Source organism: Streptomyces sp. NPDC013187 (assembly GCF_042899705.1).
Taxonomy (GTDB): domain Bacteria; phylum Actinomycetota; class Actinomycetes; order Streptomycetales; family Streptomycetaceae; genus Streptomyces; species Streptomyces hawaiiensis_A.
The window spans coordinates 330,484-343,480 of record NZ_JBIBAF010000003.1; the positions used below are offsets into that span (position 1 = coordinate 330,484).

10 protein-coding genes are annotated in these 12,997 nt (G+C 68.0%); 9 read left to right on the forward strand and 1 reads right to left on the reverse strand.

The features are described 5' to 3' along the window. Positions 1-208: 208 nt before the first annotated feature. The 9 genes from ngcE (at position 209) to ACFY5B_RS07445 (ending at position 12,560) form a co-directional block, all read left to right on the forward strand. A complete protein-coding gene (gene ngcE / locus ACFY5B_RS07405) occupies positions 209-1,663 on the forward strand; it encodes an N-acetylglucosamine/diacetylchitobiose ABC transporter substrate-binding protein (protein ID WP_389965819.1) in 1,455 nt (484 codons plus the stop codon). Between the two features lie 44 nt (positions 1,664-1,707). After that, entirely contained in the window at positions 1,708-2,634 is a 927-nt protein-coding gene (locus ACFY5B_RS07410) for a carbohydrate ABC transporter permease (RefSeq protein WP_389965822.1), read from the forward strand. Positions 2,635-2,637: 3 nt separating this feature from the next. Continuing rightward, positions 2,638-3,561 (forward strand): carbohydrate ABC transporter permease, encoded by a 924-nt coding sequence (locus ACFY5B_RS07415; RefSeq protein ID WP_389965825.1) that lies wholly within the window; start codon positions 2,638-2,640, stop codon positions 3,559-3,561. 491 nt (positions 3,562-4,052) lie between these two features. Next, on the forward strand, positions 4,053-5,264 hold the full coding sequence (locus tag ACFY5B_RS07420) for an ROK family protein (RefSeq protein ID WP_389965828.1): 1,212 nt from the start codon (positions 4,053-4,055) through the stop codon (positions 5,262-5,264). Between the two features lie 133 nt (positions 5,265-5,397). After that, on the forward strand, positions 5,398-6,498 hold the full coding sequence (locus tag ACFY5B_RS07425) for a sugar ABC transporter substrate-binding protein (protein ID WP_389966456.1): 1,101 nt from the start codon (positions 5,398-5,400) through the stop codon (positions 6,496-6,498). A 189-nt stretch (positions 6,499-6,687) separates the two neighbouring features. Next, on the forward strand, positions 6,688-7,479 hold the full coding sequence (locus ACFY5B_RS07430) for an ATP-binding cassette domain-containing protein (protein WP_031109031.1): 792 nt from the start codon (positions 6,688-6,690) through the stop codon (positions 7,477-7,479). Then, positions 7,476-8,768 carry a sugar ABC transporter permease gene (locus ACFY5B_RS07435; protein WP_389965832.1) on the forward strand — a complete coding sequence of 431 codons (1,293 nt, stop codon included), beginning with the start codon at positions 7,476-7,478 and terminating at the stop codon, positions 8,766-8,768. Before ACFY5B_RS07430 ends, ACFY5B_RS07435 begins: the two co-directional genes overlap by 4 nt. A 181-nt stretch (positions 8,769-8,949) precedes the next feature. Beyond that, positions 8,950-10,872, forward strand: coding sequence for a 1-deoxy-D-xylulose-5-phosphate synthase (gene dxs, locus ACFY5B_RS07440; RefSeq protein ID WP_389965835.1), 1,923 nt, complete (start codon positions 8,950-8,952; stop codon positions 10,870-10,872). A gap of 173 nt (positions 10,873-11,045) precedes the next feature. Beyond that, positions 11,046-12,560, forward strand: coding sequence for an amino acid permease (locus ACFY5B_RS07445; RefSeq protein WP_389965838.1), 1,515 nt, complete (start codon positions 11,046-11,048; stop codon positions 12,558-12,560). Positions 12,561-12,598: 38 nt separating this feature from the next. Here ACFY5B_RS07445 and ACFY5B_RS07450 read toward each other — a convergent pair whose 3' ends face one another. After that, positions 12,599-12,970 carry an NTP pyrophosphohydrolase gene (locus ACFY5B_RS07450; protein WP_389965841.1) on the reverse strand — a complete coding sequence of 124 codons (372 nt, stop codon included), beginning with the start codon at positions 12,968-12,970 and terminating at the stop codon, positions 12,599-12,601. Positions 12,971-12,997 lie beyond the last annotated feature (27 nt).

Here is a 12,997-nt window from a genome sequence, read left to right on the forward strand (position 1 = left end):
CCGCGAGGTCTCAACTCGGATAAGACCCACGGCCAACCCTGTGTTCGATGTTGATCCGCTGGCGGGAAGTGGACTATACCTGTCGCACGCTTCACCCGATCCGCACATCACCACCCGCACTTTCCTGCACGACCCAGCTTGACCCGATCGCGGTGCCGGGGAGGATCCGGTTCACCGCCTGAGTCCTGGAGAAGGCGAGGACTTGAGCATGGGATCCACTTCCGCAGAGAACCACGGCACCGAGGGTGTCGGCCGCCGTGATCTGATCAAGAGGTCTGCCGCACTCGGGCTGATCTCCGTCCCCACCATGAGCTTCCTGTCCGCCTGCGCGAGCAGCGGCGGCGACGACAGCGGTGACAAGGCCAAGGCCGGCAAGAAGACCGCGAAGAACCCGCTCGCCGTCAACGACACGGCCGGCATGGAATTCGTCCTGTTCGACGGCGGTTTCGGCAAGGAATACGCCGAGGACGCCGTGAAGATCTACGAGAAGAACTTCCCCAAGGTCACGGTGAAGTTCTCCGCCACCCAGAAGATCCAGTCCACGCTCCAGCCCCGCTTCAACCAGGGCACCCCGCCGGACCTCATCGACAACTCCGGCGCCGAGCAGATGGACATGGGCGTCCTGGTCGGCAAGAACCAGCTCACCGACCTCACCCCGCTGCTGGACGCGCCCTCCTACGACGACCCGGGCAAGAAGGTCCGCGACACGCTGCGCCCCGGCATCGTGGAGATGGGCCAGTTCGACGGCGAGAAGGTCTGGATCCTCTACTACGCCTACACGGTGTACGGCGTCTGGTACTCGCAGAAGGCCCTGGACTCGCTCGACGAGCAGTACCCCGAGACCTGGGACCAGATGCTCGCGGTCTGCGCGAAGGCCAAGAAGAAGGGCATGGCGGGCTGGACGTACGCGGGCAAATACCCGTACTACCTCCCCTTCTCGCTCTACCCGATGATCGGCAAGGTCGGCGGCCGCGAGGTCCTCGACGCGATCGACAACCTGGAGCCGAACGCCTGGAAACACCCGGCCGTCAAGGCCTGCTTCGAGGCGTACTACGAGCTCTACAAGAAGGGCTACGTCCTCAAGGGCACCCCTGGCCTGGACCACATCCAGTCGCAGACGGCGTGGGCCGAGGGCAAGGCGCTGTTCATCCCGAACGGCTCCTGGGTGGAGAACGAGTCGGCGAACGTCATCCCGAAGGACTTCGACCTGGCCGTCTCCGCGCCCACCGGCATCGACTCCTCCGACAAGATGCCGTTCGGCACGATCTGGGCCTCCGGCGGTGAGCCCTTCATCGTCCCGGCCAAGGCGAAGAACGCCGCCGGCGGCATGGAGCAGCTGCGCATCATGCTCAGCGAGGCTTCCTCGAAGAACTTCACCGGCAAGGTGAAGTCGCTGACGGCGTACAACGGCGGCACCGACGGCATCGCCCTCACCCCCGGTCTGAAATCCGGTGTCGCGGCCCTGGACAAGGCCGGCGAGAACGTGGTGAATCCCCGTATGCAGGACTGGTACGTGCAGTTGCAGAAGGAGAAGATCGGCGTCTCCGGCCTGGGCGAGATGATGGCCGGCCGCCTGACTCCCGCCGAGGCCATCAAGAAGATCCAGGGCTTCGCCGACGAGACCGCCAAGGACAATTCCATCAAGCACTACAAGCACCAGTAACGGCACCGGAAAACCCAAATTCCGCACACGGCACCGGAGTGGCGATGCAGCACGGCAAGTACCGGTTCATCGTGGGGTTCCTGGCGTTGCCCCTGGGACTGTACGCGCTCTTCGTGGTCTGGCCGTTCATCCAGTCCATCTATTACTCGTTCACGGACTGGACCGGCCTGAGCCCCGAATTCAAGATGGTCGGTTTCGACAACTACAGCCGGATGCTCGACGACGAGATCTTCTGGAAGTCGTTGCAGCACAGCCTGCTGTTCGCCCTCCTGCTGCCGGTGGTGACGATCGGCCTCGCGCTGTTCTTCGCCTTCATGATCAACGTGGGTGGCAGAAAGAGGAAGAACGGCCCGGTGGTCACCGGTGTCCGGGGCTCCTCGTTCTACAAGATCGTCTATTTCTTCCCGCAGGTCCTCTCGATCGCCATCGTCGCGCTGCTGTTCGCGTTCGCGTACAACCCGGACAGCGGAGCGATCAACTCGGTCCTGCGCGGGATCGGCCTCGACACCGTCCAGCCGCTGTGGCTGGGCGACCCGGATCTGGCCCTCTGGGCGGTGATGGCGGTCCTCGTCTGGTCCACGGTCGGTTTCTTCGTCGTCCTCTTCTCCGCCGGCATGGCCTCCATCCCGGCGGACATGTACGAGGCGGCCCTGCTGGACGGCGCCAACCGCTTCACCACGTTCTTCCGGATCACCCTGCCCCTCCTCTGGGACACGGTGCAGTCCGGCTGGGTCTACATGGGCATCCTCGCCCTGGGCGCCGAGTCGTTCGCGGTCGTGCAGATCATGACGACCGGGCCGGGCGGTCCCGACTACTCGACCACCGTCATGGTCCTGTACGTGTACCAGAAGGCGTTCCGTGACGGGCAGGCCGCCTATGCCACCACCATCGGTGTCGCCCTGCTCGTCGTCACGCTGGCCTTCGCCGCCGTGGTGATGCGGCTGGGCCGTCGCGAGCGGCTGGAGTACTGACCGATGAAGACGACCGAAACTCCCGCGCCGCTGCCGGCCGAGTCCGGAGCCCCGATCGCCAAGACCGACATCGAGCCGCCCCCTCCCGTGAAGGAGAAGAAGGAGGGCACGGTCCTCAACGTCTTCTCCCACGGCGTCCTGGTCATCTGGGCGTTCATGGTGGTCATGCCGCTGCTCTGGGCGGTCATGACGTCCTTCAAGGACGACCGCTCCATCTTCAGCTCACCCTGGTCGCTCCCGGACTCCCTGCACTTCGACAACTGGTCGCGGGCGTGGACCCAGGCCAACATGAGCGACTACTTCCTCAACACGGTCCTCGTGGTGGGCGGTTCGCTGATCGGCACGCTGGTCCTCGGCTCCATGGCGGCCTACGTCCTGGCCCGGTTCGACTTCCCGGGCAACCGCTTCATCTACTTCCTGTTCATCGGCGGCATGAGCTTCCCGATCATGCTCGCACTGGTGCCGCTGTTCTACGTCGTGAACAACATGGGCCTGCTGAACACCATCCACGGCCTGATCCTGGTCTACATCGCCTACTCGCTGCCGTTCACGGTGTTCTTCCTCACGGCGTTCTTCCGCACCCTGCCGACGTCGATCGCCGAAGCGGCCTTCGTGGACGGCGCTTCCCACAGCCGCACGTTCTTCCAGATCATGCTGCCCATGGCCAAGCCGGGCCTGATCAGCGTCGGCATCTTCAACTTCCTGGGCCAGTGGAACCAGTACATGCTCCCCACGGTCCTCAACACCGACCCCGACAAGCGCGTCCTCACCCAGGGTCTGGTCCAGCTGGCGGTCAGCCAGGGCTACAAGGGCGACTGGTCGGGCCTGTTCGCGGGCCTGGTGATGGCGATGCTGCCGGTGCTTGCGGCGTACATCATCTTCCAGCGGCAGGTGGTGCAGGGGCTGACGGCGGGTGCGCTGAAGTAGCCCGGGCCGGTGGGGCTGGGGCAGGGGGCGTTGCGCAGCTCGGCGCGACGAGGTGCCGCTGCGCCCACCCGTGCCGCCCTTGGCGGCACGTATGCCCGCAGCTGGGCGGGACGGGCGCCCGCCCCCGCGCGCCGCACCCGCCGTACGACGCAAGGGGACGTGTCGGGCGGTGTCCGCCCGCAGCGGTCGGCGCGTCGACGCCGGTCAGTCGGTAGGGGGGCCATCGCGCCGTTCCGAGGACGGACACCCCCCCGGCGCGGCCCCGCCCCACCCCCCCCACCGACAGGCGAAGACGGGCACCCCCGGACACCCGCACAGGCCGCCGCAGGCAGAAAGCGCGTACCCCCACATAGCGCTCCGCAACGACTCGCGCACGCCCCGGAATCAGTTCAACCTCTTGACGGGAGGCGACCCGAACGGCTCAGCTTAGAGTTCACTAGTTGGACATAGACGGGGTCTCATTGAAGCGGCCCCGTGCGCAGGAGGTCGTCGTGGAGACTCCGGGGTCGCAGTCATCGCTGCACCGAGCCAACCTGGAGCGGGTCGTACGAGCCGTGCGTCTCGCGGGCTCCCTCACCCAGGCCGAGATCGCGAGGACGACAGGCCTGTCCGCGGCGACGGTCTCCAACATCGTCCGGGAGTTGAAGGACGGCGGCACCGTCGAGGTCACACCGACCTCCGCCGGCGGCCGCAGGGCCCGCAGCGTGTCGCTGAGCGGCGACGCCGGCATCGTCATCGGCGTCGACTTCGGCCACACCCACCTGCGCGTCGCCATCGGCAACCTCGCCCACCAGGTCCTGGCCGAGGAGTCCGAGCCCCTGGACGTGGACGCCTCGTCCACCCAGGGCTTCGACCGCGCGGAACAGCTGGTCAACCGCCTGATCGAAGCCACCGGCGTCGACGCCTCCAAGATCGCCGGCGTCGGCCTCGGCGTCCCCGGTCCCATCGACGTCGAGTCCGGCACCCTCGGCTCGACCGCCATCCTCCCCGGCTGGACCGGCACCAAGCCCGCCGAGGAGCTGCGCGGCCGCCTCGGCGTCCCCGTGCACGTGGACAACGACGCCAACCTCGGCGCCCTCGGCGAGATGGTCTGGGGCAGCGGCCGAGGCGTCCGGGACCTGGCCTACATCAAGGTCGCCAGCGGTGTCGGCGCCGGCCTGGTGATCAGCGGCAGGATCTACCGGGGCCCCGGCGGCACCGCGGGAGAAATAGGACATATTACACTCGATGAATCCGGCCCGGTCTGCCGTTGCGGAAACCGCGGCTGCCTGGAGACCTTCGCGGCCGCGCGCTACGTGCTCCCGCTCCTCCAGTCCAGTCACGGCACCGACCTGACCATGGAAGGCGTCGTGCGGCTCGCGCGGGACGGAGACCCGGGCTGCCGTCGGGTGATCGCCGACGTCGGCCGCCACATCGGCAGTGGAGTGGCCAATCTCTGCAACCTGCTGAACCCGAGCCGGGTGGTCCTCGGCGGTGATCTCGCCGAGGCCGGTGAGCTGGTGCTCGGGCCGATCCGGGAGTCCGTCGGCCGCTACGCGATCCCCAGTGCGGCACGCCAGTTGTCCGTTCTCCCCGGTGCCCTCGGTGGCCGTGCGGAGGTGCTCGGAGCGCTCGCTCTCGCCCTCAGCGAGATGGGCGATTCGACCCTTCTCGACGGAACTGCCCCGGGCGCACTGAAGGCGGCCACCCCTGCCTTCACTTAGAGAACGGATGGCACCGTTGCCATCTCGTTAAGGATTTACTTCTTGACGTCGCACGTGTGGCCGAGTTGACTTCCAGCCACCTCGGCCGCAATGTCGCGGCCTCGTCAGGGAGGTTTTTGAAGTGAACACGCGTATGCGTCGCGCCGCTGTCGCTATTGCCGCCGGTGCGATGGCCGTTTCGCTTGCTGCCTGTGGCAGCGCCAAGGAGTCGGGCGACAACGCCGACTCCACCGGGTCCGCCAAGAAGGGCGACGACATCAAGGTCGGCCTGCTCCTTCCGGAGAACGCGACCGCCCGTTACGAGAAGTTCGACCGGCCGCTCATCCAGAAGAAGGTCAAGGAGCTCACCAACGGCAAGGGCGAGGTCGTCTACGCCAACGCCAAGCAGGACGCCAGCACGCAGAACCAGCAGGTCGACACGATGGTGACCAACAAGGTCGACGTGCTGATCGTGGACGCGGTGGACTCCAAGGCCATCGCCGGCTCGGTGAAGAAGGCCAAGGACGCGGGCATCCCCGTCGTCGCCTACGACCGCCTGGCCGAGGGCCCGATCGACGCCTACACCTCGTTCGACAACGTCACCGTCGGCAAGACCCAGGGCGAGGCCCTGCTGAAGGCCCTCGGCGACAAGGCCAAGGACGGCCAGATCGTCATGATGAACGGGTCCTCCACCGACCCGAACGCCGCCCAGTTCAAGCAGGGCGCGCACTCCGTGCTCGACGGCAAGGTGAAGATCGGCCGCGAGTACGACACCAAGGAGTGGAAGCCGGAGAACGCCAACTCCAACATGGAGGGCGCCATCTCCGCCCTCGGCAAGGACAAGATCGTCGGCGTCTACTCCGCCAACGACGGCATGGCCGGCGGCATCATCACGGCCCTGAAGGCCGCGGGCATCGCCGACATCCCCGTCACCGGCCAGGACGCCGAGCTCGCGGGTGTGCAGCGCATCGTCACCGGTGAGCAGTACATGAGCGTCTACAAGCCCTACCCGCAGGAGGCGGACGTCGCGGCCGAGATGGCCGTCGCCCTCGCCCAGGGCAAGTCGCTCGACTCGATCGCCAAGGACAAGGTCGACAGCCCGACCACCAAGGCCGTCCCCTCCGTCCTCGTCCCGGTCGTCTCGCTGACGAAGGACAACATCAAGGACACCGTCATCAAGGACGGCATCTACACCGTGAACGAGATCTGCGCGGGCAAGTACAAGGCCGCCTGCGACAAGATCGGTCTCGAGTAAGCAACCGCCAAGTCCCCTGCGGAGCACGGGAGTCCGAGCCGGACTCCCGTGACTCCATGCGGGGACCGGTTCGCCCCCGAGTTCCTCCGGCGCCCCGCCACATCAGCCCCGCAAGCTATGCGGGGCGCCGGAGCGATCACTCCTCCCACCCTTCTGCACAACCTCCCGCCGGGTCAGGCGGCGAAGGAGATGGTTCACGTGTCCGCTACGCCCGTGCTGGCGTTGCGCGGGGTCTCCAAGCGGTTCGGTGCCGTTCAGGCGCTCACCGACGTAGAGCTTGAGGTCCACGCCGGTGAGGTGGTCGCCCTGGTCGGCGACAACGGAGCCGGAAAGTCCACGCTGGTCAAGACGATCGCCGGCGTGCACCCCATCGATGAGGGCGTCATCGAATGGGACGGCAGGTCCGTCCAGATCAACAAGCCGCACGACGCCCAGAACCTGGGCATCGCGACCGTCTACCAGGACCTCGCGCTCTGCGACAACATCGACGTCGTCGGCAACCTGTACCTCGGCCGGGAGCTCCGCAAGCGCGGCGTCCTGGACGAGGTGGAGATGGAGCGCCGCTCCCGGGAGCTGCTCGACACGCTGTCGATCCGCATCCCCAGCGTGCGCATCCCGATCGCCTCGCTCTCCGGCGGTCAGCGCCAGACCGTGGCCATCGCCCGCTCCATGCTCGGCGAGCCCAAGCTGGTCATCCTCGACGAGCCCACCGCCGCCCTCGGCGTCGAGCAGACCGCGCAGGTCCTCGACCTGGTCGAGCGGCTGCGCGAGCGCGGCCACGCCGTCATCCTCATCAGCCACAACATGGCAGATGTGAAGGCCGTCGCCGACAAGGTCGCCGTTCTGCGCCTCGGGCGCAACAACGGCGTCTTCGAGGTCAAGTCGACCTCGCAGGAAGAGATCATCTCCGCCATCACCGGCGCCACCGACAACGCCGTGACCCGCCGTGCGGCGCGCACGAACGGGGAGGTTTCCAAGTGAGCATCGACAAGACCTCCGCGGCTCCGGAAGAACACGTCGTGGAGAACCCCGAGGCGGCCAAGGCCGCCGTCACGGTCGTCGACCCCCGGCTGCTGGTGCGTGAGCAGGGCCTCAAGGGCTACGTCACCGAGTTCAAGCGGAAGATGAAGTCCGGTGACCTGGGCTCCATCCCGGTCGTCATCGGCCTGGCGATCATCTGGCTCATCTTCACGAGCCTGAACTCCAACTTCCTCACCGCGGGCAACCTGTCCGACATGTCCGTCGCCATGGTCGGCACGGGCATGATCGCCGTCGGCATCGTGTTCGTGCTGCTGCTCGGCGAGATCGACCTGTCGGTCGGCTCGGTGTCCGGTGTGGCGGGTGCTTCGTTCGCGGTGCTGAACGTCACCAACGGCATGAACGAGTGGCTCGCCTTCGTGCTGGCCATCCTCACCGGCACCGTCGCCGGTGTGCTGCACGGCTTCTTCTTCGCGAAGATCGGCGTCCCCGCCTTCGCCGTCACCCTGGCCGGTCTGCTGTTCTGGAACGGCCTCATGCTCCAGATCCTCGGCGACAACGGCACGATCAACCTCGACCCGGACGGGGTCGTGGCCCAGCTGACCAGCTACTACTTCTCCGACGTGGCCGCCGCGTACGGTCTGGCCGCGGTGGTGACCGCGGGGTTCTTCCTCAGCTCCTTCCTCGGCAACCGGCGCCGCGAGGCCGCGGGCGTGCCGTCCCGGCCGCTGAGCGAGACCATCGTGCGGACCGTACTGCTGGCTGTCGTCGCCTTCACCGTCGCGATCGTCTTCAACCAGTACAAGGGCCTGCCACTCGCCGTGGTGATCTTCATCGCGGTGCTGCTGGTCACGGACTTCGTGCTGCGGCGCACGGCGTACGGCCGGAAGGTGTTCGCGCTCGGCGGCAGCGTCGAGGCGTCCCGCCGGGCCGGCATCAACGTGGAGATGGTCCGGATCTCGGTGTTCGCGATCTCCGGCACCTTCGCCGCGGTCGGCGGCCTGTTCATCGCCTCCAAGATCGCCGCGGCCAACCAGGGCGCCGGTGGCGGTGACCTGCTGATGAACGCGATCGCCGCGGCGGTCATCGGCGGCACGTCGCTGTTCGGCGGCCGTGGACGCACCTGGAACGCGCTGCTCGGTGTCCTGGTGATCGTGTCCATCCAGTACGGCCTCGCCCTGGAGGGCATCGCCTCCCCGGTGCAGTACATGATCACCGGTGGTGTGCTGCTGGCCACGGTCGTGATCGACGCCGTGACGCGCAAGACGCAGAAGACCGCCGGGCGCGCCTAGCATCCGCGAAACCCCCTGTGCCCGGCACCTTCCAGGTGCCGGGCACAGTTGTGTCGTAGGCGTGGCGCACCATGGGTAGAGCCGAACGCGTGACGTACGACGCACAGCCTCGGCGCCGCCCGCGAAGGCGGAACATTAGACTCGACAAGCCCGGCAACAGCTCTACTGCAAGGAGGCACGGGTGCCGCTGCTGACCCGTATCAGGGGACCGCGCGATCTGGACCGGCTCAACCTGGAGGAGCTGAACCAGCTGGCGGAGGAGATCCGGAGCTTCCTCGTCGAAGCGGTCTCCAAGACCGGCGGTCACCTCGGCCCCAACCTCGGCGTGGTGGAGCTCACCATCGCCCTGCACCGGGTCTTCGACTCGCCCAAGGACAAGGTGCTCTGGGACACCGGCCACCAGTCCTACGTCCACAAGCTGCTCACCGGCCGCCAGGACTTCTCGAAGCTGAAGATGAAGGGCGGCCTGTCCGGTTACCCCTCGCAGGCCGAGTCCGAGCACGACGTCATCGAGAACTCGCACGCCTCGACCGTCCTCGGCTGGGCCGACGGCATCGCCAAGGCCAACCAGATCATGGAGCGCGACGACCACGTCGTGGCCGTGATCGGTGACGGCGCCCTGACCGGCGGCATGGCCTGGGAGGCGCTGAACAACATCGCCGACGCCAAGGACCGCCCGCTCGTCATCGTCGTCAACGACAACGAGCGCTCCTACGCGCCGACCATCGGAGGTCTCGCCAACCACCTGGCGACCCTGCGCACCACCGACGGCTACGAGCGCTTCCTGGCCCGCACCAAGGAGGTCCTGGAGCGCACGCCCGTCGTCGGACGGCCGCTCTACGACACCCTGCACGGCGCCAAGAAGGGCCTGAAGGACTTCATCGCCCCGCAGGGCATGTTCGAGGACCTCGGCCTGAAGTACGTCGGCCCGATCGACGGGCACGACCTGGAGGCCCTGGAGTCCGCGCTCGCCAAGGCCAAGCGGTTCGGCGGGCCGGTCATCGTGCACTGCCTCACCGAGAAGGGCCGCGGCTACCAGCCCGCCCTCCAGGACGAGGCGGACCGCTTCCACGCCGTCGGCAAGATCCACCCCGACACGGGCCTGCCGATCGCCAGCTCCGGCGCCGACTGGACGTCCGTGTTCGGCGAGGAGATGGTCAAGCTCGGCGAGGAGCGCGAGGACATCGTCGCCATCACGGCGGCGATGCTCCAGCCGGTCGGCCTGGACAAGTTCGCCAAGCGCTTCCCCAAGCGGGTCTACGACGTCGGCATCGCCGAGCAGCACGGCGCCGTCTCCGCGGCCGGACTGGCCACGGGCGGCGTGCACCCGGTGTTCGCCGTGTACGCCACGTTCCTCAACCGCGCCTTCGACCAGGTGCTGATGGACGTGGCCCTGCACAAGTGCGGCGTCACCTTCGTGCTCGACCGGGCCGGAGTCACCGGTACCGACGGTGCCTCCCACAACGGCATGTGGGACATGTCGATCCTTCAGGTCGTCCCGGGGCTGCGGCTGGCCGCCCCGCGCGACGCCGATCAGGTGCGCGCGCAGCTGCGCGAGGCCGTCGCCGTCGACGACGCGCCGACCGTGGTCCGCTTCTCCAAGGGCGCCGTCGGCCCCGCCGTGCCGGCCGTGCGCCGCGTCGGCGGCATGGACGTCCTGCGCGAGCCCGGCACCGACCGGCCGGACGTCCTGCTGGTCTCCGTGGGCGCCCTCGCGTCGATGTGCCTGGAGATCGCCGGCCTGCTCGACAAGCAGGGCATCTCCACGACGGTCGTCGACCCGCGGTGGGTCAAGCCCGTCGACGAGGCCATGGCCCCGCTCGCCGAACAGCACCGCGTGGTCGTCACCGTCGAGGACAACAGCCGCGTCGGCGGCGTCGGCTCGGCGATCGCGCAGTCCCTGCGCGACGCGGGGGTCGACGTGCCGCTGCGGGACTTCGGCATCCCGCCGCGCTTCCTCGACCACGCCTCGCGGGCCGAGGTCCTCGCTGAGATCGGGCTCACCGCGCCGGACATCGCCCGGCAGGTGACCGGGCTGGTCGCCAAGCTGGACGGGCGGTTCGAGCGCAGTGCGGCGGACGCCGTGGACGCCGCGCGCGACTGACGCGACTGCCGGGGCCGATACGGCCGGCCCGGCCGAACGGGTTCGAGATGGGCCGGTTTCCCCACCGTGAGGGTGGTGGAACCGGCCCATTGGCGTGAATTGGTCCGTGCCGGGGCATATGGATGGTGCCACCTCTCGATCATGTCGAGGACGACAAGCGTGGGAGGTACCCCGTGAGCAGTACCCTCTTCCGGACGAAGAAGGTCGAGCAGTCCATCCTCGACACCGAGGAGCCAGAACACGCGCTCAAGAAGTCCTTGTCCGCGCTGGATCTGACCGTCTTCGGCGTCGGTGTGATCATCGGTACCGGCATCTTCGTTCTCACCGGCACCGTGGCCAAGGACAACGCCGGGCCCGCGACGGCTCTGGCGTTCGTGGCGGCCGGCGTCGCCTGCGCCCTGGCCGCCCTCTGTTACGCCGAGTTCGCGTCCACGGTCCCGGTCGCCGGGTCCGCCTACACGTTCTCTTACGCCTCCCTCGGAGAACTGCCCGCCTGGATCATCGGCTGGGACCTGGTTCTGGAGTTCGCACTCGGTACGGCGGTGGTGGCCGTCGGCTGGTCCGGGTACATCCAGTCGCTCATGGACAACGCGGGCTGGACGATGCCCGCGGGGCTGGGCAGCAGGGAGGGCGCCGACGCCTTCGGCTTCGACATCCTCGCCGCCGCGCTCGTCCTCGTCCTCACCGGCATCCTCGTGCTCGGCATGAAGCTGTCCGCGCGGATCACGTCGATCGTCGTCGCCATCAAGGTGACGGTCGTCCTCGTCGTGATCATCGCGGGCGCGTTCCTCGTCAAGGGCGCCAACTACGACCCGTTCATCCCGAAGGAGAAGCCCGTCGAGGCCGGCTCCAGTCTCGATTCCCCGCTGATCCAGCTGATGTTCGGCTGGGCTCCGTCCAACTTCGGCGTGATGGGCATCTTCACCGCCGCCTCGGTCGTGTTCTTCGCCTTCATCGGCTTCGACGTCGTGGCCACGGCCGCCGAGGAGACCAAGAACCCGCAGCGCGACATGCCCCGCGGCATCCTCGGCTCCCTCCTGATCTGCACGACGCTGTACGTCCTCGTGTCGATCGTCGTCACCGGCATGCAGCACTACAGCCAGCTGTCCGTCGACGCGCCGCTGGCCGACGCATTCAAGGCGACCGGGCATCCGTGGTTCGCGGGCTTCATCAGCTTCGGCGCCGCGGTGGGTCTGACGACGGTGTGCATGATCCTGCTGCTCGGGCAGACCCGGGTGTTCTTCGCGATGAGCCGGGACGGACTGCTGCCGCGGTTCTTCTCGCACGTCCACCCGCGGTTCAAGACGCCGCACCGGCCGACCATCCTGCTCGGCGTGATCATCGCGATCCTCGCCGGGTTCACGCCGCTGACGGAACTCGCCGCGTTGGTGAACATCGGCACACTGTTCGCCTTCGTGGTCGTCGCGATCGGTGTGATCATCCTTCGCAAGTCCCGGCCCGACCTGCCTCGGGCGTTCCGCACCCCGTGGGTGCCGGTCATCCCGATCCTGTCGGTGTGCGCGTCGCTGTGGCTGATGATCAACCTGCCGGCCGAGACGTGGGTCCGCTTCGCCGTTTGGATGGCCGCCGGCTTCCTCGTCTACTTCCTGTACGGCCGCACCCACAGCCGCCTCGCCCGCCGCGAGACGGGGGAGGAACAGCCGAGCGTGGGTGGTGGCACGCCGTAGCCTTCGTCCGACCGCCGGAGGGTGGTCAGGGCCGCGTCCTATGGACGGACCGACCGCGGCCCCGCCACCTCCGCCCCCAGCCCCCCGACTCTCCTCCGCAGCTCCCGGTCCGCCGTGACGACCAGGACGGGACGGTCGCCGGCCGACGCGACCACCTCCACGATGTGATCGTCCCCACTGCCCGGCGCCGACGACACCCGCACCCCGGGCACGGACTCCACGCCCCGCGCGGCCCCCTCCACCACCAGGACGATCTCCACCGGGCCGGACACGGCAGGAACTCCCTCCGCCGCCAACCGGTCCCGCAGCCGTTCCGCCGCACCCCGACGGTCCCGCCACCAGCCGTCCGGCACCGAACCGACGACGTTCGCGGCGTCGACCACGACGAGGAGAGGCGAAGGATCGTTCATGCGGCCAGGGTCGCACGGCGGGGGTGG

Bases quoted from the DNA above. Each gene is read 5' to 3' on its own strand.
- ngcE (WP_389965819.1), top strand. From the start codon at position 209: ATGGGATCCACTTCCGCAGAGAACCACGGCACCGAGGGTGTCGGCCGC.
- ACFY5B_RS07410 (WP_389965822.1), top strand. From the start codon at position 1,708: ATGCAGCACGGCAAGTACCGGTTCATCGTGGGGTTCCTGGCGTTGCCC.
- ACFY5B_RS07415 (WP_389965825.1), top strand. From the start codon at position 2,638: ATGAAGACGACCGAAACTCCCGCGCCGCTGCCGGCCGAGTCCGGAGCC.
- ACFY5B_RS07425 (WP_389966456.1), top strand. From the start codon at position 5,398: ATGCGTCGCGCCGCTGTCGCTATTGCCGCCGGTGCGATGGCCGTTTCG.
- ACFY5B_RS07430 (WP_031109031.1), top strand. From the start codon at position 6,688: ATGGTTCACGTGTCCGCTACGCCCGTGCTGGCGTTGCGCGGGGTCTCC.
- ACFY5B_RS07450 (WP_389965841.1), bottom strand. From the start codon at position 12,970: ATGAACGATCCTTCGCCTCTCCTCGTCGTGGTCGACGCCGCGAACGTC.